The sequence below is a fragment of the Chitinophaga sp. YIM B06452 genome, from assembly GCF_039655965.1.
Classification (GTDB): Bacteria; Bacteroidota; Bacteroidia; order Chitinophagales; family Chitinophagaceae; genus Chitinophaga.
In genome coordinates this window covers 644,673-663,907 of record NZ_JAWLKY010000001.1, presented here as the reverse complement: position 1 = coordinate 663,907, position 19,235 = coordinate 644,673, and the positions used below count along the sequence as shown (strand labels likewise).

The 19,235-nt window shown below is 52.9% G+C and carries 16 protein-coding genes; 10 read left to right on the top strand and 6 right to left on the bottom strand.

The features are described from left to right. Positions 1–24 precede the first annotated feature (24 nt). The 5 genes from R3I13_RS02380 to R3I13_RS02360 all read left to right on the top strand — a co-directional run bounded on the left by R3I13_RS02380 (position 25) and on the right by R3I13_RS02360 (position 8,235). Complete coding sequence (locus tag R3I13_RS02380) at positions 25–1,197, top strand: FecR domain-containing protein (RefSeq protein ID WP_346316314.1); 1,173 nt, start codon at positions 25–27, stop codon at positions 1,195–1,197. 93 nt (positions 1,198–1,290) lie between these two features. Continuing rightward, positions 1,291–4,629 carry a TonB-dependent receptor gene (locus R3I13_RS02375; RefSeq protein WP_346316313.1) on the top strand — a complete coding sequence of 1,113 codons (3,339 nt, stop codon included), beginning with the start codon at positions 1,291–1,293 and terminating at the stop codon, positions 4,627–4,629. Positions 4,630–4,677: 48 nt separating this feature from the next. Continuing rightward, positions 4,678–5,967, top strand: coding sequence for a RagB/SusD family nutrient uptake outer membrane protein (locus tag R3I13_RS02370; protein ID WP_346316312.1), 1,290 nt, complete (start codon positions 4,678–4,680; stop codon positions 5,965–5,967). 18 nt (positions 5,968–5,985) lie between these two features. Beyond that, complete coding sequence (locus R3I13_RS02365) at positions 5,986–6,894, top strand: phosphodiester glycosidase family protein (protein ID WP_346316311.1); 909 nt, start codon at positions 5,986–5,988, stop codon at positions 6,892–6,894. 24 nt (positions 6,895–6,918) lie between these two features. After that, on the top strand, positions 6,919–8,235 hold the full coding sequence (locus tag R3I13_RS02360) for an IPT/TIG domain-containing protein (RefSeq protein WP_346316310.1): 1,317 nt from the start codon (positions 6,919–6,921) through the stop codon (positions 8,233–8,235). 37 nt (positions 8,236–8,272) lie between these two features. On the opposite strand, the gene R3I13_RS02355 is transcribed toward R3I13_RS02360, so the two are convergent. Both R3I13_RS02355 and R3I13_RS02350 read right to left on the bottom strand, forming a co-directional pair. Then, a complete protein-coding gene (locus tag R3I13_RS02355; RefSeq protein ID WP_346316309.1) occupies positions 8,273–8,617 on the bottom strand; it encodes an MmcQ/YjbR family DNA-binding protein in 345 nt (114 codons plus the stop codon). Between the two features lie 103 nt (positions 8,618–8,720). Beyond that, positions 8,721–10,082 (bottom strand): DUF1080 domain-containing protein, encoded by a 1,362-nt coding sequence (locus R3I13_RS02350; RefSeq protein WP_346316308.1) that lies wholly within the window; start codon positions 10,080–10,082, stop codon positions 8,721–8,723. A 443-nt stretch (positions 10,083–10,525) separates the two neighbouring features. On the opposite strand from R3I13_RS02350, the gene atpG reads away from it, so the two are divergent. The 4 genes from atpG to R3I13_RS02330 all read left to right on the top strand — a co-directional run bounded on the left by atpG (position 10,526) and on the right by R3I13_RS02330 (position 13,843). Further along, positions 10,526–11,410, top strand: coding sequence for an ATP synthase F1 subunit gamma (atpG, locus tag R3I13_RS02345; protein WP_346316307.1), 885 nt, complete (start codon positions 10,526–10,528; stop codon positions 11,408–11,410). Between the two features lie 100 nt (positions 11,411–11,510). Then, positions 11,511–12,665, top strand: a complete 1,155-nt coding sequence (scpB, locus tag R3I13_RS02340; RefSeq protein WP_346316306.1) for an SMC-Scp complex subunit ScpB — start codon at positions 11,511–11,513, stop codon at positions 12,663–12,665. 141 nt (positions 12,666–12,806) lie between these two features. Further along, complete coding sequence (locus R3I13_RS02335; protein ID WP_346316305.1) at positions 12,807–13,085, top strand: hypothetical protein; 279 nt, start codon at positions 12,807–12,809, stop codon at positions 13,083–13,085. A 38-nt stretch (positions 13,086–13,123) separates the two neighbouring features. Then, positions 13,124–13,843 carry a hypothetical protein gene (locus R3I13_RS02330; RefSeq protein ID WP_346316304.1) on the top strand — a complete coding sequence of 240 codons (720 nt, stop codon included), beginning with the start codon at positions 13,124–13,126 and terminating at the stop codon, positions 13,841–13,843. 8 nt (positions 13,844–13,851) lie between these two features. Here the strand turns inward: R3I13_RS02330 and R3I13_RS02325 are convergent, their stop codons facing one another. Then, complete coding sequence (locus R3I13_RS02325) at positions 13,852–15,366, bottom strand: serine hydrolase (protein ID WP_346316303.1); 1,515 nt, start codon at positions 15,364–15,366, stop codon at positions 13,852–13,854. A 210-nt stretch (positions 15,367–15,576) separates the two neighbouring features. Between R3I13_RS02325 and R3I13_RS02320 the strand changes: the two genes are divergently transcribed. Beyond that, entirely contained in the window at positions 15,577–16,056 is a 480-nt protein-coding gene (locus R3I13_RS02320; RefSeq protein ID WP_346316302.1) for a LytTR family DNA-binding domain-containing protein, read from the top strand. On the opposite strand, the gene R3I13_RS02315 is transcribed toward R3I13_RS02320, so the two are convergent. The 3 genes from R3I13_RS02315 to rny all read right to left on the bottom strand — a co-directional run bounded on the left by R3I13_RS02315 (position 16,057) and on the right by rny (position 19,203). Continuing rightward, on the bottom strand, positions 16,057–16,878 hold the full coding sequence (locus R3I13_RS02315; protein WP_346316301.1) for a purine-nucleoside phosphorylase: 822 nt from the start codon (positions 16,876–16,878) through the stop codon (positions 16,057–16,059). 55 nt (positions 16,879–16,933) lie between these two features. Then, positions 16,934–17,539: a DUF1080 domain-containing protein gene (locus tag R3I13_RS02310; RefSeq protein ID WP_346316300.1), complete on the bottom strand. Its 606-nt coding sequence runs from the start codon at positions 17,537–17,539 to the stop codon at positions 16,934–16,936. Between the two features lie 101 nt (positions 17,540–17,640). Then, on the bottom strand, positions 17,641–19,203 hold the full coding sequence (rny, locus tag R3I13_RS02305) for a ribonuclease Y (RefSeq protein ID WP_346316299.1): 1,563 nt from the start codon (positions 19,201–19,203) through the stop codon (positions 17,641–17,643). Between the last annotated feature and the right edge of the window lie 32 nt (positions 19,204–19,235).

The window sequence follows — 19,235 nt, the reverse complement described above, 5'->3', positions numbered from 1 at the left end:
GTATTTATTACAAAAGGTACCTGATTGAAGCAACCTGAACAATATCTTGCCGAACTGCTGGCAAAACAGGAATGGACGGATGAAGAATGCCGCTGGCTGCTTCATTACCTGGAACATACGCCTGGCACGGAGCTGAAAGAAATGCTGCTGGCGCAGTTCCATGAAAGGAATATTCCCGTGCCTGACCTTTCCGTGCGGGAAAATATTCTCAGCCGCATTCATGCGCAGATGCAGCCTGCCCAGCCAACGAAAATAACGCCCATGCGCCGTTTCCCCTGGCGCGCGGCTGCCGTGGTTGCAGGTATCATCATCCTCGCAGGCGGCATCGCCCGCTTCAGTTTCCGGCAGCAGGATGAAAAGAAGATTCCGAAAGTTGCGGCAACGGCCAGTCTTCACGAAGGCGACATTGCGCCGGGCAGCAACAAAGCGCGCCTGGTATTGGGCAATGGCAGATCGGTACTGCTCGATCAAACGGCTGACGGCGCTGTTGCCAACAACGCAAGCATCCGCAAGCAGGATGCATCGCTGATCTACGACGAAGCCAATAACACGGGCCTAAGCTGGAACACGCTGATCACACCCCGGGGCGGGCAATACCGCGTACAATTGTCGGACGGTACTAAGATATGGCTGAATGCCGCCAGCAGCCTGGAATACCCGGTTGCCTTCAACGGCGGGGAAAGGGAAGTGAAACTTTCAGGGGAAGCTTATTTTGAAGTGGCCGCCGATGCTTTCAAGCCTTTTTATGTGACCATGAACGGCATGAAAGTACAGGTGCTTGGTACCAGCTTCAACATCAAAGCGTATCATGATGAGCGGGAATTTACTACCACGCTTACGTCCGGCGCAGTGCGGGTAATATCTTCCGGCAAACAGGTGACCCTGAAGCCGGGCCAGCAGAGCACTTTCACGCCCGTATCCAATGCGCTGGCGATGGAAGACGGCGATCCGGAAGGGGCCACAGCCTGGAAGAACGGCATCATCAATTTCCGCAACGACGAGCTCTCGGCCGTGATGCGCGAGATCGGCCGATGGTACGATGTGGATGTGGTGTATGACAATAAGGTAACCGGGAAAGTTCATGTAACAGGCGCCATGCGCAAACAGGAATACCTGTCGCAGGCGTTGAAAATACTCGAGCTGACAGCCAATGTACACTTTACGGTAGAGGGAAGGACCGTTAAAGTCAGTCAATAATAAACGCTTTACACGATCATCTGAACCGGCAGGTTACTGCCTGTAAAGCCGGTGTATTGCCCTATAGAATTTATGGAACTTAAAAACATACCCATGTTGAACTACAGAAACAAGGCGCTCCTTGCACTGAAACACCTGCTGCTGACCGTGCTGCTGGCAGGGCTGCATTTCACGGCCCTCGCCAGGGTACAGGATGTGCCGCTGAATGTGACCGTGAGCAATGCAAAACTGGAAGCGGTGTTTAAGATCATCCGCCAGCAAAGCGATTACCTGTTCATTTTCCGGGACGAGAATATGGCCCGCGTAAAGGCCAGCATTACCCTGCAGCTGCGCAACGCCACCATCCGGGAAGTGATGGACCGTTGCCTGGAAGGCCTTCCGCTTACCTATCGCATTGTAGACAAAACGGTGATACTGATGAGGCCGGAAGACAAAACAGAGCAGCAAGTGAAAGCCATCACCGTCTCCGGCGTGGTGCTGGATAACGAGAACAGGGAAGCTCTTCCCGGCGTGTCTGTTTCCGTGAAAGGCGCTGCAGGCGGTACTGTTACCGATGCCAACGGCCGTTTCCAGCTGAGTAATGTGAGCGAACAGGCGGTGCTGGTGTTTTCCTACATCGGCTTCACCACGCAGACTGTAGCTGTAAAAGACGACAAAAGCCTCACAATATTGCTGCAGCGCGAAAGCCGCAACATGCAGCAGGTAGTGGTGGTAGGCTACGGTACACAAAAGAAGACCGAGCTTACCGGTTCCATCAGCACCTTCAAGCCCGACGACCTGAACGCACGGCCTGTATTGGGGCCGGACCAGATGTTGCAGGGCCGCATGCCGGGCGTGAACATCTCCTCATCCACCGGTATGCCCGGCAGTGCGGTGCGTGTAAGCGTTCGTGGTACCGGCTCGCTCAGCGCGAACAACGAACCGCTGTACGTGATAGACGGTGTGCCCATCATCCCGCACAACGCGGCGATCTTCAATTTCGGTGGCGAAATGAACCCGCTGGCGCAGCTGAACCCGGCAGACATCGCTTCCATTGAAGTGCTGAAAGACGCATCTTCCGCCGCTATTTACGGCTCCCGTGCCACCAACGGCGTCGTGATCATCACCACCAAAAGCGGCCGCAAAGGCGCGGGCCAGCTGGCTGTAAACGCATGGGCCGGCATGCAGGAAGTGCCTAATCTTCGTAAAGTAAAAATGGCCGATTCCAAACTGTACCTTGAAGTGGCCAACGAAGCGATCGATAATTACAACCGGCAATATGGTTATGAACCCGGCAACAGCAAGTTCATCCCTCAGGTAGATAATCCTTATCCCGGCCTGCCCGAAACAGACTGGATGAAGCTCGTGCTGCGCACAGCATGGTCGCAGAACCTGGATATCTCCGCATCAGGCGGCAACGAGAAGACCACCTACTACATTTCCGGCGGCGTACTGAACCAGCAAGGCACCGTGATCTACAACGACCTGAAAAAATACACCGGCCGCATCAACCTCGTATCCGAACCGCTCAGCTGGTTGAAAACCGGCGTGAACCTGAGTTTCAGCTATTCGGACAACAACCGGGTGCCCGGCTCCAACCTCGGGTCTTCCGTAATGAGCAGGAGCCTTCCGCACCGTCCCTTCGACCGGCCTTACAAACCGGATGGCAGCTATTACGTGGGCGGCACGCCCGATCTCGTGTATCACAATCCCCTTCAAATATTAAAAGAAGAAGTAGCCTCGCTGAAGAGCTACCGCATGCTGGGCAACGCTTTCGCGGAGATACGCTTTTCTCCCTCACTGGCCTATAAAACTTCCTTCGGCACAGACCTCGGGCTGACGCACGATTACGTGTACTACAACCAGGCGCATCCCTACGGCACCGGCAATGGCAGGCTGATAGACGAGCGCAGGTGGATGACGAACATCCTGGTGGAAAATACGCTTACGTACAACAAACAATTCGGCGAAGTGAAGCTGGACCTGTTGGGCGGGCATTCCTTCCAGCGCGTGATGACCTCCACCAGCGGTATAGACGGCAACGGTTTCCCCGCGCCTTCATTCGATGTGCTGGCAGCGGCTTCCGTGATCACGAATGCAAACACTAACCTCTACGGCAACGCCATGGAATCCTATTTCGGCCGTGCGAACGTGGCCTGGAAAGAAAAATACCTGTTGGGCGCTTCTATCCGTACAGACGGCTCTTCCCGCTTTTCGCCGGATAACCGGTACGGGTATTTCCCGTCTGTGTCCGCAGGCTGGCAGGTTTCTAAAGAACCTTTCTGGACCTTCAGCGGCTCAGACCTTAAAGTGCGCGCCAGCTACGGATCTACCGGCAACCAGGAAGGCGTAAGCAATTATGCCTACCAATCCCTCACCGGCGGCGGTTATAACTACGACGGCAAGAGCGGCATTGGCATTACCGGTTTCGGCAACAATGATCTTACCTGGGAAAAAGCCAACCAGTTCGACGCCGGTGTCGATCTCTCGCTGATGAAAAACAGGTTGAACCTGACGGTGGATTACTTCGTGAAGAACACGACCAACCTGCTGTACAACATGCCCATGTACGCCACATCCGGCTTCACCAGCCTCACCAGCAATATCGGCTCTATGCGTAATAACGGGCTTGAAGTGGCGCTGGGCACCGATTTCCAGTTCGGTGAGTTACAGTGGAGGTCCGATTTCAATATTTCGTTTATCCGAAACCGTATCACCTCGCTCATCGGCAATAGCGACGTGCTGTCCATCGGCAGCAACAGGGCATTGCAGGTAGGTTACGACATCGGCAGCATATGGGTGTATAAAATGATCGGTATTTTCCAGGACGACAAGGACGTACCCGAGCCGCTGAAAGCTATTGGCGTGAGGGCCGGGGACGTGCATTACGAAGATGTGAACGGCGACGGTAATATCGATATCAACGACCGCCAGATCGTGGGCAGCTCCAATCCTGATTATTTCGGCGGCTGGAACAACACATTCCGCTGGCGCAACTTCGACCTCACCGTTTTCTTCAATTATTCTGTAGGCCAGCAAGTGTACGCTTCTTCCCGCGTTACGATCGAAAGGCTGGGGCAGAACGCGGTGAACAATGTGGCCAGGGTGGCGGAAGACAGGTGGACAGGGCCCGGCACCAGCAATACCACACCGCGCGCGATATACAACCTGGCTTACAATCTCTACAATTCATCCCGCTGGATGGAAGACGGTTCTTTCCTGCGCCTGCGCACGGTGTCGCTGGGGTATGAATTGCCAAGGTCATTGCTGCAACGTGCGCACATCAAGCGTTTGCGCGTGTATGCCCAGGCGGATAACCTCTGGCTCTGGACCAAATACTCCGGCCTCGACCCGGAAGTGTCTTCCAACCTCGATCCCCGTTTTATCGGCGAAGACAATCTTGTATTGCCGCAGCCGCGCGGCTTCAACCTCGGTATAAACCTGAATTTCTAACCGATGCAAAATATTGTTATGAAACGAAGCATGAGAAAAAATATACGGATGAAACGAACCCTGATGCTCTTCATACTGGCCGCAAGTGTTTCGCTGTCTTCCTGCAGCAAAATGCTGGATGTGAAATCGCATTCCGCCGTGGCCACCAACACCTTGTCTGAAGCCGACGTGGAAGCTTTCCTGACCGGGATCTACAACCGCATGCAAAATGCCCCGGGCGCTGAATCTTACATTTCCTTCGACATTACCGGCGGCAACCTGATCAACGCAGGCGCTACCAGCGACGGAGGGCTGAATACCTTTATCACCAACGTGCTGCGGCCGGAAAACGGCCTGATGTCTGCCGCCTGGAACGGTTATTATTCCGCGCTTTTCCAGGTGAACAACCTGCTGGAAACGCTGAACAACATGCCCGATACGGAAAGGAAAAGAGAAATAGCCGGTATCGCGCATTTCTTCCGCGGCTATCTCTACTACAACCTTGCCACCCGCTGGGGCGGCGTACCGGTGCTGCGCAAGAACACCACCGCCAAAGTAAAACGCAACACCGAAGCGGAAACCTGGGCATTCATCGAAGAAGAGCTGGAACAGGCAATAGCGCAGGCGCCCGCCTATGCGACCGGTCAATATTACCAGGTATCCAACATCGCGGCGAAAGCCCTGATGGCCAGGGTAAAGCTGGCGCAGAACAAAATGCCGGAAGCAGGCCGGCTGGCGGAAGAAGTGATTGGAAGCGGCCTCTTCGCCCTCGACGCTTTCGAAAAAATATTCCGCGCCACGCAAAACACTGAAGAGATTTTTTCCTTCAAGAACCTCACTATTGAATCATCCATCCGCGTGAGCACGCTTTTTTACACCTATGCCCACACCGTGAAAGGCAGCTACGTATACCGGCCCACGCAGGAAGTGATGGACATGTTCACCGCAGGGGACAAGCGCACGGCCATGTCTGTCGAAACATTCCAGGGGCTGCGCGTGATCAACAAATACCCCAGCGGGCAATCCGGTACAGACCCGATCGTGGTGGTGCGCCTGGCGGAGATGTACCTCATCAGCGCCGAAGCGCATGGCCGCAGCGGCGGGTTGGACAGGCTGAACGAACTGCGTGCGTTCCGTGGTCTCGATCCCATACAACCCGCTACGGATGAGGCTTATATAGATGCCGTACTGCTGGAGAGAAGAAAGGAATTTCTCGGCGAAGGTTTCCGCTGGTACGATCTCGTGCGGCTGGGCCGCGCCGTGCAAGACCTCGGCATTGCGGAACGCGAAGTGAAATTCCCCATACCGATGAACGAACTGGCGCTGAACAATCTGCTCGAACAAAACAAAAATTATTAATTACTGAATTCAGTTCTTATGTTGAATAAATTGAAACTCATTCCCGTTCTGCTGTTGTTCGCAGCTATCAGCGTGAGCTGCGAGAAAGACAGCGTGGCCCAGGCCCCGGTGACCATCGAAAGCCCGCTCACCAAAAAGATCGTGGACAGTGCGGGCGTGGTGGCGCAGGTATTTTCCGACACGCTTTTCGAAGTAAGTCCCGGTATCGTGGAAACAGACATCCATTACCTGAGCACCGAAGGTTATTCCATGCGCGTATTCATCCTGGAAGTGGACACGAAACATCCCGGCCTGAAACTCAAAGCCGGTACGCCTTACAATGCTACGGCCTACGCAATGCAAACGGTGCCCGATATCGCGAAGTACACACAAACAGCCAGCTCGAAAGTAATGGCTGCCGTGAACGCGGATTTCTTCAACACCTCTACAGGCGAACCCCGCGGCATATTCGTAAAAGACGGTAAAGTGATCAAAACCACCTGGGCCAATGCCCGCAGCGCCACTTTTATGGCCGTGCTCAAGAACGGCGAAGTGTTCCTTGGCGACCGCAACGACTTCACCGCAAAGCAGGACGAGCTGCAGGATGCATTGGGAGGCGGGCAGTTGCTGGTAAAAGACAACCAGGTATTGTCACAGACAGACATCACCGTTGAACCGCGCACCGGTATTGGCATGAACGCTTCCGGCAAGCTGTACTTCATTGTGGTGGACGGGCGCAGCTTCTATTATTCCAACGGCATCACCATCACCAAGCTGGGCCAGATGCTGAAAGCCTGCGGTTCCATCATCGCGATCAACGTAGACGGCGGCGGTTCCAGTACTTTTATGATCAAACATCCGCTGGCAGACGTATGGCAGGTGCGCAACCGCCCCAGCGACGGCACCAACAGGGCCGTGGGTAACGCCTGGATGGTCATGCAACAATAATCCTCAACGCAACAGAACTATATCATGAAACAAATTATAACGGGATGTTTATTGCTGGCGTTATGCATGGGCATTGGCTGCAATAAGGACGATGATAAACAGGCGCCTTCTTCCCCGGTGATCACCGCCATCTGGCCATCCTCAGGCACGGCGGGTATTATCGTAACGCTGAAAGGAAAGAATTTCAGTTATGTGCGCGGGGAAAATAAAGTGCAGTTCAACGGCTCGGATGCTGTCGTGATAGAAGCTTCCGCCGGCCAGCTCCAGGTGGTAAGCCCGGCTTCCGGCGCTACCGGTCCCGTTTCCGTGACTGTGGGCGGCAATAAGGTTGAAGGCCCCGTGTATGCTTATGTTCCGGCGATGGAAGAGTATATCGTTGAAACTTTTTCCGGCAGCACTACTCCCGGCGCAACAAACGGCCCTATCGCCACCGCGCTTTTCCGTAATCCTGAAGGGGTGGCCGTGGATGTGAACGGCCGCCTGATCGTAACAGACAGGGGCAACAACCTTATCCGCCTCATGACCGCCGGCCAGGTATCTCTGGTGGCGGGTAATACAGCCGGCGGGTATATGGAAGGCACGGGCGCCGCAGCGCGCTTCAAACTGCCCTGGAAAGCTACAACGGATGCGGCGGGGAATATTTATGTGGCAGACAGGGATAACCATGCCATCCGCAAGATCACGCCGCAGGGTGAAGTAAGCACGCTCGCAGGCGGCAATGGAGCTGGTTATGCAGACGGGCAGGGCGCTGCCGCGAAATTCAACCAGCCGCTGGATGTGGCGGCAGATGGCGCGGGCAATGTGTATGTGGCGGATAACCTGAACCACCGTATCCGTAAAATAGCTGCGGATGGTACTGTTACAACTCTCGCCGGTAGCGGCACTGCAGGTTTTGCCGATGGTACGGGCGCCGCGGCGCAATTCAAAAATCCCAGCGGCCTGGATGTGGATAAAGATGGGAATATTATCGTGGCAGACAGGCTGAACCACCGCATCCGCAAAGTAACGCCTGCCGGCGCGGTAACCGTCATTGCGGGAGACGGTACCACCGGCTACCGCGACGGCGATGCGGCAGACTCACGCTTTGCAGACCCATACGGTATTTCAGGCGACAAGAACGGGAACATCCTTATCGCCGATCTGAACAACAATAAAATACGCAGGATCAGTACAGCAGGTATGGTGAGTACCGTAGCCGGCACCGTGAAAGGATATGCGGATGGCCCCGGGGCGGCGGCCCAGTTGAACGGGCCTACAGATGTATGCGTGGATGGAGAAGGGACGATCTATGTGGCGGACCTTACCAACCATTGTATCAGGAAGATCACACTGATGAAATAAACAAAAGAAAGAGGGGCCGCGGCCTCTCTTTCTTTTGTTATAACTGTCCCAATTTTTCCTGCACTTTCTTCGGCAGCTTGCTTCTCACCAGGGTATAAGATTCTTCCAGCAGCTGCGCCAGTTCATCTTTTTTTAATGCAGAAGGCTTGCGTACGGCCACCCACAGGTGTTTTGCCATATAGGGCGCCGGGATGATGCCGTCCCGCTCCGTCAGCGTTTCAAAATTTTCCTCCGAGCATTTGAAGGAGAAGTTATGCGGCGCCTCTATGCCTACTACGCAGAACATTTTCGGGCCCACGCAAAAACAAAGGTCTGCGCCCCATTTAATGTCTTCCGTAACGCCCGGGAACCGGCTGCATATGCTGCGGAGTTTGTCGATCATACTAATGATTTACTTATAAAATTAGTGAGAATACCATAAAAAAAGACATCCCGAAGAGTCGGGATGTCGATTGAAAAACAGTGAACAATGAAATAGTCGCTGACTACTTCAAAATCTTTATTTTGATGCTGCGGTAGCTCACGGCGTCGCCATGGTCCTGCAGCAGGATATGTCCTTTTTCAGCCATGCCGAAATTGGGATACTTCTCGTATTTGCTGCGCGCCACGAGGGCTTTAAAGATATTGTCGCCGCGCACGTAGCTCACTACTTTATGCCCGTTCATCCAGTGCTCCACACGGTTGTCAGGGTATACTACAATACGGCCATGGTTCCATTCGCCCACTTTCTTGTGAGAAGCGTACAATTTGTAGGCCGGAATGAGGTCGTACAGTGAACCGATCTTACGGTTGCCGGCTGCGCCCAGCTTGGCGTCCGGATGTTTCTCATCGTCCAGCACCTGGAATTCCAGGCCAATGGCGGAGCCTTTGTTGCCTTCGGATTCGGTCACGAAATATTTCACGCCGCTGTTGGCGCCTTCGGTCAGCCTGAAATCAAATTCCAGGTCAAAGGCGGAAAACTCTTCATCCGTTACAATATCGCCGCCATTGGTGCTTTCGCCGCCGGTGGAGGGTTCTACGTTGAGGGTGCCGTCGCTGATGTTCCAGCCTTTTTCAGGGAAGGCTTGTTTGTAAGCCCCGCGCCAGCCTTTGGTAGTGCTGCCGTCCCAGAGGAGGCGGATGCCCTGGCGTTTTTCCTGTTCAGACAGGGTGTTGGGAATGTTGTTTACCACGTACACCGTATCGTAAGGAGAATATTGCGAAGGCGCCGGGTTTTCGATGATGCGGATGTTCCTCCAGCGGATATTCTTGCCGGCGTCTTCCTGTTTTTTACCGATGCCGTGCACCTGCAGGGCAATGAAGCCTGAAGGCAGCTCTGCGTCTATCACATGGGCTGCAGCTTTGCCGTTGATATAAGTGCGGATCTCGGTGCCGCGGCATTCGATGCGGTATTTGTTCCAGGTATTAGGTTTGTAAGCGTTCTGCGCACCCGGATTCAGGTCAAGCGGGTAGAGCCAGCCGCGGCGGCCTTCCTCGTACACGCCGCCGCTCCAGCGGCGGGGAGAAGGGTCTACTTCCATCTGGTAGCCATATACACGGCCGTTCTGGTACTCGGGATTGCTTTGGCTGCGGAACTGGATGCCGGAATTGAAATCCTTGTCCAGCTTATATTCTACTTCAAAAATAAAATCCCCGTAATTTTTTTCGGTTGCCAGGAAAGAGTTGGGTTCAGACAAAACAGTGGTGCCCACGATCTCGCCGTTCTTAACTGAATAGATAGCTTTCCCGTTCAGCTGTTTCCAGCCTTTCAGGTCTTTGCCGTTGAAGAGGTTCTGCCATTTGCCGCCCTGAGCGGAAGCGGCAGTAAGCCAGAGCAGGCCGCATCCGAGAAGGATATACTTTTTCATGGAAATAGATTTGTGTACCAGTAAAGCCGCTGTTTGCAATCCGGGCTTTGCACCTGCTGCTTTTCAGTTTTGTTTTTAGTTGACCGATGGTAAAACGCCCTGCCCGGGCGGCGCTGCACTAAGCGTTATGCACCAGTAAGATGCGCTCAGGCGGCCAACAAGATAGAAAAATATCATCAATATTTGCAACCGATTGCAAGAAAAATATTCCCTGGCTAAACCTGTTTAAATAATACAGGTTTTTGCCATTTTAGCATAGGCCGATTCCAAGATAATACGATTATTCTATTCATCCAAGGCCCTTTACAGCTGTTTAGCATGGGAACCTGACCAGAATCAGGAGAAAATATCCCGGAGGCTATTCCGGAATATCACTCCTTTACTTACCTTTGCAGCCAAAAATAGGGGGGATAACACCTCTTTATATAAATCTTTTAATATATATGTCTGGACAGCTTAAAGAAGTTCGTAACCGTATTAAATCCATCCAGTCCACCCAGCAGATCACCAAGGCCATGAAAATGGTAAGTGCTGCCAAGCTGCGCCGTGCCCAGGATGCCATTGTACAAATGCGCCCGTATGCTGAGAAGTTGCAGGAAATGCTGCAAAACATCGTGAGCAATACCGAGGGTGATTTTGACATGGCGCTGGCTGCCAACCGCCAGGTGGAGAAGGTGCTGATCGTGGCGATCACCTCCGATCGCGGTTTGTGCGGTGCTTATAACTCCAACATCATCAAGCTGGCCAAACAGACCATCCGCGAAAAGTACGCCGAGCAGTTCGCCAAAGGCAATGTGGAAATCCTTCCCATCGGTAAAAAAGCTTTCGAGCATTTTTCCAAGAACGGCTATAAGGTAAACGACAGCTATTGGAGCCTGTTCACCCAGCTCACTTTTGAGAACGTGAAAGCTGCGGCTTCCGTAGCCATGGAAGGTTTCATCAAAGGCGAATACGACGCGGTGGAGATCATCTACAGTGAGTTCAAGAACGCCGCTACCCAGCGTTTCAAGGCAGAACAGTTCCTGCCTATCGCGAAGGTGGAAAATAAAGACGGGAAAGGCCAGAAAGCCGACTTCATATTCGAGCCTGAGAAAGCTACCCTGGTGGCCGAACTGATGCCGAAAATATTGAACACACAGTTCTTCAAAGCAGTGCTGGACGCGCATGCTTCAGAGCACGGCGCCCGCATGACCGCGATGGACAAGGCGACAGACAATGCCGGCGAACTGCTGCGCAACCTGAAGATCGAATACAACCGCGCCCGCCAGGCAGCGATCACCACGGAACTGACCGAGATCGTGAGCGGCGCCGCGGCCCTGATGGGTTGATCTTATTCACAAATAATCAACAGCACATTTTTTATATTTCTGAAAGAATGTCAAAGGTCTTATTTTCGGCCTTTGACATTTTTGTTTCAAACCACCGTCCATGGAAATTTCCCAGCTCATACCGCATGTAGAAGCACTGATCTTTGCCGCAGACCGGCCCCTGCCGGTGACGGACATCCTGGAGCTGCTCAACAACGCCCTGGCCTTCCTGGAAGACCGGGCCACGCAGGAACAGGTGGAAGCTGCCATTGAAGCCATCCAGGAGAAGTATAATTCAGAATTTTACGCTTTCAGCGTTCGCGAAAGCGGCGGCGGGTACCAGTTCCTGACCAAAAAGGATTATTACCAGACCGTGGCGCAGCTGAATGGCGAGAAGTTCCTGAAAAGGCTCTCTACCGCCGCGCTGGAAACCCTGGCCATCATTGCTTACAAACAACCGATCTCCAAAGGGGAGATAGAACATATCCGCGGCGTGAGCACGGATTATTCCATCACCAAGCTGCTGGAAAAAGAGCTGATCGTGATCTCCGGGCGCAGCGAGGAGCTGCCCGGTAAGCCGCTGCTGTATTCCACTTCCAAAGCTTTTATGGACTATTTCGGGCTCAATTCTCCGAAAGACCTGCCTAAGCTGAAGGAAGTGTTCGAAGAGGATTTTGTGCCGCCCACGCAGCTGTCGCTGGAAGGTGATACGGAAGCGCTGCGGGTGGATGAAGAAATTACCGACGAAGAAGGCCACCTGGTGATCTCGGAAAACGGAGAGTTGACGGAAACCACCACCATCATGATGGACGACGAACCGACCGAAGAGCATATCGCTGATGTGCCCGGTGAAACGGAAGAAGGAACGCCCGGTGTGGTTTCTTCTTTGGAAGAAACGGCAGAAGAGGTTGTGGAAGAAGAGGCGCAGGACGAGGAAAGTCTGGACGCAGAAACAGAACAGGTTGCTGATGAGGAGAATGAAGAAGCTGAAGAGGCAGCAGCAGAAGTTTCAGCTGAAGAAGATATAGCAGCAGAAAAGGAAGGCGAAGGAGATGCAGCGGAAGAGGAAGATGATGAAGAGAATGAAGGCGAAGAGGATGAGGAGGAAGACGATGAGGATGAAGAGGACGAAGAAGAAGACGATGACGAGGAAGAAGACGATGAGGATGAAGATGAAGAGGATGATGAAGATGGCGAAGAAGAGGAAGATGAAGACGGGGATAATGAAAATGAAGAAGGAGACGAGGATGAAGAAAATGACGAAAACAAAAGATAACATAATCTTAAAAAAGCCGGGAAACAACGCCCGGCTTTTTTCTTGCCATATTTCCCATTATTTCTTCATCAATTACAATAATTCATATTCATCTTTCAATATCAATTTTCCGTAAATTCCATATCCTAAAACTTTTCAAAAATGATCACGAAAAAAAGCGACGGCACCGCCGGGATAGAATGGGAAACCCTGCAAGGCCTGCAGGAAACAGATTACCAAACCATGTTGAAAGTACTGGCTTCAGCCGCCCAGGGTGAAGACGAAGATGAAGAAGAGGATGAAGACGACGAGGACGATGAATTGGAAGAATATGAAGAAGACGAATACGACGATGACGACATCGAGAAAGAAGATGATCTCGAAGAAGAGATTGAAGATGCGGACGACCGGCTGAATGATGAGGAAGACGAAGATGAATAACCGGTTCCGGTCAATTATCTAAGATCAAATTTGCATAAATGGCCAGGATTGTCTTTTTTACCGGTATGCTCGTTGCTGTCATTGGTTGTGTAAGTATGGGTAAGGCAGACAGGGTTTATCCAACAGCACATTTCAAAATCCATTATACGCCCCTCGATGACCGGAATATCAAAGAAATTGCAGACAGCCTTGAAGCCGGTTATCCAAAAATAACGGCAGATCTTCAACCGGGTAACGTTCCTGTTGTAGACGTTTATTTCTATGAAAACATTGCCGCACTAACCAAGGTGTTCCCGGATTTTCCCGAATGGGCGGTTGGGCAGGCCATCAATGCGTCGGAAATACACATGATCTCGCCCAACGATCCCAGGCAGGACTATCATACGATGATCAGGAACACGAAACATGAGTTTGTGCATTGTGTTTCACTGAATATCAACAGCACCATCGGTAATAACCCGCGATGGCTTTGGGAAGCTGTTGCTATTTATGAGGCCAACTTTCCCTGGGACCCGCGCATGCTTCCTTATTTGGTAGATCAGGCCCCGCCTTCTCTTAAAGAGCTAAACGAATTTTCCAGCCCGAGAATTTATGAAGTGGGCTATTTTATCGCGCAGTTTATAGCTGAAACCCATGGAACCATTGCTTTGAGATCCCTTATCCGGAATAATGGAAACCTCAAAGATACCCTGAAGCTGACGGATGATGAATTCACCAGGCAATGGTTTGCATTCGTTAAAAAGAAACATGGAATATAGCCTGCTTTTCATTCTTCCACCCGGTTGGCCGTTCCTCTGCGCCCATGCTGATCGATCGTAAGCTTAACCCCTCTTCCCGTTGCATCTGTTAGGAAACATGTTTCAAAATCCATGTCTTCCCTCAAAAAGAAGCATGAAGGGCTTGTTGCGCAAAGTACAGAACGGGGGCCTCTTTCAGGGTAAGCTACCAGGTTCCCGTCTTCGAGAACGATGTGGATCCTGAGGTCCTTTTCTGCCAGCAGGTAAGTGCCGGTGTATTTCTTCAGCGCAGCCGTATCCAGCTTAATGACCGTTCTGGTGGCCGGCAACTGGTAAGGCATGTCGTATAGAACAGCGATCAGCTTTTCCGTCAGGGTATGCAGCGCCTGGGTTTCAGTATTGCTCAGCAGAACGATGCAGATATCATCTGCCGGTATCCGGATGAAGTTGGTCCTGAACCCCTGCATGCCGCCACTGTGGCCCACGGTGTATTTCCCGCAGATGCTGTCGATGTCCCAGCCGTAACCATAGCTGTTCCGCCTGGAAGTGCTTATTTCCTGCCAGCCTGCCGGGCTCACGATGGCGTAGCGCATCAATCCCTGGTGCCATTTGAACAGGTCGCCCGCAGTGGTATAAATAGAACCGGCGGCAAAGGAAACTGTGGAATCTGTGCTGGATACAGGTTGCGTATACGCGCCGGTTGAGTCTTCATGGTAGCCGCTGGCTTTGCCGGCATCCTGCAGGTGCGCGAAGTCGAACCCGCTGTGCTGCATTTGCAGCGGGTTAAAAATGTATTTCCTGATGGCTGCTTCGTAGCTCAGTCCCGTCACTTTCTGGATAATGTAACCCAGCAGCATGTAACCGGAGTTGCTGTAATTCCAGCCCGTGCCCGGCGGAAAATCCAGCGGTATGTCCCGGAAGAGGGCCAGTATCTCCGCTTCTGTGGCCGGTTGGGTAGACCTGGTTTGCATGAATTCGCCGTTGTTCGTGTAGTTGAAAATGCCGGAAGTATGCGAAAGCAAATGCGCGACCGTAATGCTGTCGCCTTTGGGGTAACCAGGGTAATACCGGCTGAGCTTGTCCTGCAGGGAAAGTTTTTGCATCTCTGCGAGTTTCATCACCAATGTGGCGGTAAAGGTTTTGGTGATGGAAGCGGCGTGGTAGATACTGTTTTCGTCATGGGGAATTTTTTTTTCAATATTCCGCCATCCGTATCCCTTTTGCAGGATGACCTTGCCGTGTAGCGCTACCAGCGCAGTACCGCTGAATTGGTTGCGTTTGAAATACGCGCTGAGCAGGGTATCCGCTTTTGCCTGAATGAGGGCCTCGGCCTTTGTCAGGCTGTCTGCGGCGGTGCTGTACCGCTTGCTTTTGAAATATGCGCTGAGGAGGGCGTCCGCTCTGTCCGGCAGTTGTGTGTCACTATCCGTTATGGTTGCCAGTGAGGACCGTGAATACGCAATATCACCGTCCGCACCGGACTGGCAGAAGGCAGGAACGCCGTAAAGGGCCATAAGAACGCCAAATAGAGCTTGTCTGAGCATAGCCGGGATTTTTATTCTACTGCCAAATTGCGGATAATCCGGCGGCGGATAGCGGCTAATGTGACGAATACCCTGTAATATGGGACCAATCATGGCCGGCTTTCATTTCATCCCCCTGGAACGGCATTTCATCGCCGCTCCAGGTGCTTCATCGATTTGAATATACCTTCCAGGCCGGGTATTTTACATTTGAGGCCAGATACCCCGGATATGAAAATACTCATCAACGAAACGGAAGCCGCTGCTGCTTTACAGCTGAAAGATATTATCGAGACCTTTGACTATGAAGTGGAGATCCTCCGGATGTCTGCCCAGGTCGGCAGCCTGCTGAGCAGCTTCAGCATGCCTGCGCTCCCTCAGCGCTACCTCGTCAAAAGCGGCACCCGCCTCATTTCCCTGCCTGTGAGCGACATCGCGTATTTCTATGTGCGCGACCGTATGTCGTGCATCCGCACGCATGGCAATACCGATCACCTCCTGGAAAAAAGCCTGGATGAAATTTCGTCTGAACTGGGCGGGGCAGACTTCTTCCGCCTCAACCGCCAATGCATCGCGCATTACCGCAGTATCGTGAAAGTACAGGCCTGGTTCAACGGGAAACTGAAAGTGCAGCTGAAGCCCGCGCTGGAAGAAGACATCATTGTAAGCCGTCTTCGCGCGCCGGAATTCAGGAAGTGGCTGGGGGAATGATCAGCTCATGCTTTCGATCACGGTGGCGAAAATATTGCTCAGCACTTTGTCTGCCTTGCCGGCCACTGCAATGATCTCCGCGAGGGATACGGGTTCCAGGTGATCCGGGTCGCATTCGTCCGTTACCACCGATACCGCGGCGCAGGGCAGGCCTGCCTGGTTGGCCACGATCACTTCGGGCACGGTGCTCATGCCTACAAGGTCTGCGCCGATCATGCGAAGGAAGCGGTATTCCGCGCGGGTTTCCAGGTTCGGGCCCATCACGGCGGCGTACACGCCTTCGTGCAGTGGCTTGTTGTGCTGTATAGCGGCGGCTTTCAGCTTGTCTCCCAGCGAGGGGTTGTAAGGCCTGCTCATGTCGGGGAACCTCGGGCCGAAAGCGGCGTCGTGCGGGCCGCGCAGCGGGTTTTCCGGTTGAAGGTTGATATGATCGTTCAGCAGCACCAGGTCTCCTTTTTTATACGCCGCATTCATGCCGCCCGCAGCATTGCTGAGCAGCAACTGCTGCACGCCCATGGCTTTCATGATGCGAATGGGAAAGGTGATCTGCTGCATGGTGTATCCTTCGTAATAATGAAAACGGCCCTGCATGGCGATCACGGGCGTTTTGCCGATGAAGCCGTAGATGAGGTGCCCTTTGTGCGTTTCCACGGTAGACTCGGGGAAGTGCGGGATTGTGCCGTAAGGAATGCTCTTTTGAACATTGATGTGGTGAATAAGCTCACCCAGCCCGGTGCCCAGCACAATGCCGGCAACGGCGTCGCCAAAGCCCTGCTGGCGAAGGTATGCGGTGGTTTCTGAAAGCTGTTGCTGTAAAGTCATGTTGCAAAATAAACGAAATAAAAAAAGGAAAGAGAAGACTCTTTCCTTTTCACGGTCATTTGATCTCTTTGATCTTTATATTCTTCCAGTGCACTTTGATGCCGCCGCCGGAGTGTATCTGCAGGGCGATCTGGCCTTCTTTTGCGCCGATCTTCTCATCGTCGAGTGTGATCATTTCCACGCCGTTCAGGTAGGTGGTCACGTTATTGCCTTTCACTACTATTTTCATCGTGTTCCATTCGCCCATCTTCAGGTTCTTGTCCTTATCCGCAGTGGGTTTAATAAGCCAGCCACGGCCGTATGATTCATAGATGCCGCCGGTGTTGCTGCCCGGGGGCGCAACTTCCGCCTGCCAGCCGGATATCTTGGTGCCTTCCAGGGAAGAGTGGAAAAAGACGCCGCTGTTGCCGTTGGCTTCCTGCTTAAAATCGACGGTGAGCTCAAAATCCTTGAATGTCTTGTCGGTGGCGAGATAGCCGTATTCTTTATCAGGACCGCTTTCGCATACCAGTTCACCCTTTTCTACATACCATTTCTCCGTGCCATGGATCTTCCAGCCGTCGAGGTTTTTGCCGTTGAATAATTTCTGCTGCTTTTGCGCGAAGGCGGTGCTTACGGAGAGTAGCCCGAACACGGCCAGCGTCAGCCATCTTTTTTTCATCTTATCATAGTTTTGTGGACGGGTAAGATAGGGAAAAACGGGCATAAAAAAGAACGCCGTCCTGGCTAAACCGGGACGGCGTTCCTGCGTGTGAAAGGATATTATCTTGCAACGTTCACCGCCCTGCGTTCACGGATCACCGTTACTTTGATCTGGCCGGGGTATTGCATATCGTTCTGTATTTTATTCGCGATCTCGAAGCTGAGGCGGTCTGCATCGTTATCTGTCACTTTTTCGCTTTCAACGATCACGCGCAGCTCGCGGCCGGCCTGGATGGCGTATGCTTTTTCCACGCCGTCGTAACCCATGGCAAGGTTTTCCAGGTCTTTGATCCTTTGCAGGTAGCTCTGCATGATCTCACGGCGTGCGCCGGGGCGGGCGCCGCTGATGGCGTCGCAGGCCTGCACGATGGGGGAGATCACGTAGGCCATTTCCATTTCATCGTGGTGCGCGCCGATGGCGTTCACGATGGCAGGATGTTCGCCGTATTTTTCAGCCAGTTTGGCGCCAAGGAGGGCGTGGCTCAGTTCAGATTCTTCGTCGGGCACTTTACCAATGTCGTGCAGCAGGCCGGCGCGTTTGGCGAGCTTCGGGTTGAGTCCCAGCTCGGCGGCCATCACGGCGCAGAGGTTAGCGGTCTCTTTGGAGTGCATCAGCAGGTTCTGGCCGTAAGAGGAGCGGAAGCGCATTTTACCGACCATGCGCACCAGCTCTTTGTGCAGGCCGTGGATGCCCAGTTCTATCACCGTACGTTCGCCGATCTCCATAACCTGTTCTTCCAGCTGGCGTTTGGTCTTTTCCACCACTTCCTCGATGCGGGCGGGGTGAATACGGCCGTCCTGCACGAGGCGCTGGAGGCTGAGGCGCGCAATTTCGCGGCGCAACGGGTCGAAGGAGGAAAGCACGATGGCTTCCGGGGTATCGTCCACGATCAGGTCTACGCCGGTAGCCGCTTCGATGGCGCGGATGTTGCGGCCTTCGCGGCCGATGATCTGGCCTTTGATCTCATCGCTTTCCAGGTTGAACACGGTGATGGCGTTCTCGATGGTCTGCTCGGCGGCAGTGCGCTGGATGGATTGTATGATGATCTTTTTGGCTTCTTTGTTGGCCTTGGTCTTGGCTTCTTCGATGATCTCCTGGATGTGGCTGAGGGCCTGGGTGCGGGCTTCTTCCTTGAGGCTTTCGATCAACTGGTGGCGCGCTTCTTCAGCAGTGAGGGCAGCCACTTTTTCCAGGCGGCGGATGTGCTCTTCCTGGTGTTTTTCCAGTTCTGAACGTTTGATGTTCACGAGTTCTATCTGGCGGGCGAGGTTTTCCTTGATGGCTTCATTTTCGGCAACCTGCTTTTGTATGTTCTCGTTTTTCTGGTTCAGGGATTGTTCTTTCTGTTTGATGCGGTTTTCAGACTCGGAGATCTTCTGGTTGCGCTGCAACACCTCTTTCTCATGTTCAGACTTCATCTGGAGGTATTTCTCCTTGGCTTCCAGCAGCCTGTCCTTCTTTAAGTTCTCTGCGCTCAGCTGGCCTTCAGCGATGATTCTTTTGGCCTGTTCTTCTGCTTCCTGGATCTTTATTTTGGTGTTTTTAGCGAATATCAGTTTTCCGAGTATTATACCTACCGCCAGGGCGACCGCCGCGGCGACTATAATCGTTATTTCAGTCATATCTCAATATTTAAATAGTATTTATAATTACG

What these genes read in the sequence shown, in the direction of transcription:
- R3I13_RS02375 (WP_346316313.1), top strand. Translation starts at nt 1,291, where the DNA reads ATGTTGAACTACAGAAACAAGGCGCTCCTTGCACTGAAACACCTGCTG.
- R3I13_RS02370 (WP_346316312.1), top strand. Translation starts at nt 4,678, where the DNA reads ATGAAACGAACCCTGATGCTCTTCATACTGGCCGCAAGTGTTTCGCTG.
- R3I13_RS02365 (WP_346316311.1), top strand. Translation starts at nt 5,986, where the DNA reads ATGTTGAATAAATTGAAACTCATTCCCGTTCTGCTGTTGTTCGCAGCT.
- R3I13_RS02360 (WP_346316310.1), top strand. Translation starts at nt 6,919, where the DNA reads ATGAAACAAATTATAACGGGATGTTTATTGCTGGCGTTATGCATGGGC.
- R3I13_RS02355 (WP_346316309.1), bottom strand. Translation starts at nt 8,617, where the DNA reads ATGATCGACAAACTCCGCAGCATATGCAGCCGGTTCCCGGGCGTTACG.
- R3I13_RS02350 (WP_346316308.1), bottom strand. Translation starts at nt 10,082, where the DNA reads ATGAAAAAGTATATCCTTCTCGGATGCGGCCTGCTCTGGCTTACTGCC.
- atpG (WP_346316307.1), top strand. Translation starts at nt 10,526, where the DNA reads ATGTCTGGACAGCTTAAAGAAGTTCGTAACCGTATTAAATCCATCCAG.
- scpB (WP_346316306.1), top strand. Translation starts at nt 11,511, where the DNA reads ATGGAAATTTCCCAGCTCATACCGCATGTAGAAGCACTGATCTTTGCC.
- R3I13_RS02335 (WP_346316305.1), top strand. Translation starts at nt 12,807, where the DNA reads ATGATCACGAAAAAAAGCGACGGCACCGCCGGGATAGAATGGGAAACC.
- R3I13_RS02330 (WP_346316304.1), top strand. Translation starts at nt 13,124, where the DNA reads ATGGCCAGGATTGTCTTTTTTACCGGTATGCTCGTTGCTGTCATTGGT.
- R3I13_RS02325 (WP_346316303.1), bottom strand. Translation starts at nt 15,366, where the DNA reads ATGCTCAGACAAGCTCTATTTGGCGTTCTTATGGCCCTTTACGGCGTT.
- R3I13_RS02320 (WP_346316302.1), top strand. Translation starts at nt 15,577, where the DNA reads ATGAAAATACTCATCAACGAAACGGAAGCCGCTGCTGCTTTACAGCTG.
- R3I13_RS02315 (WP_346316301.1), bottom strand. Translation starts at nt 16,878, where the DNA reads ATGACTTTACAGCAACAGCTTTCAGAAACCACCGCATACCTTCGCCAG.
- R3I13_RS02310 (WP_346316300.1), bottom strand. Translation starts at nt 17,539, where the DNA reads ATGAAAAAAAGATGGCTGACGCTGGCCGTGTTCGGGCTACTCTCCGTA.
- rny (WP_346316299.1), bottom strand. Translation starts at nt 19,203, where the DNA reads ATGACTGAAATAACGATTATAGTCGCCGCGGCGGTCGCCCTGGCGGTA.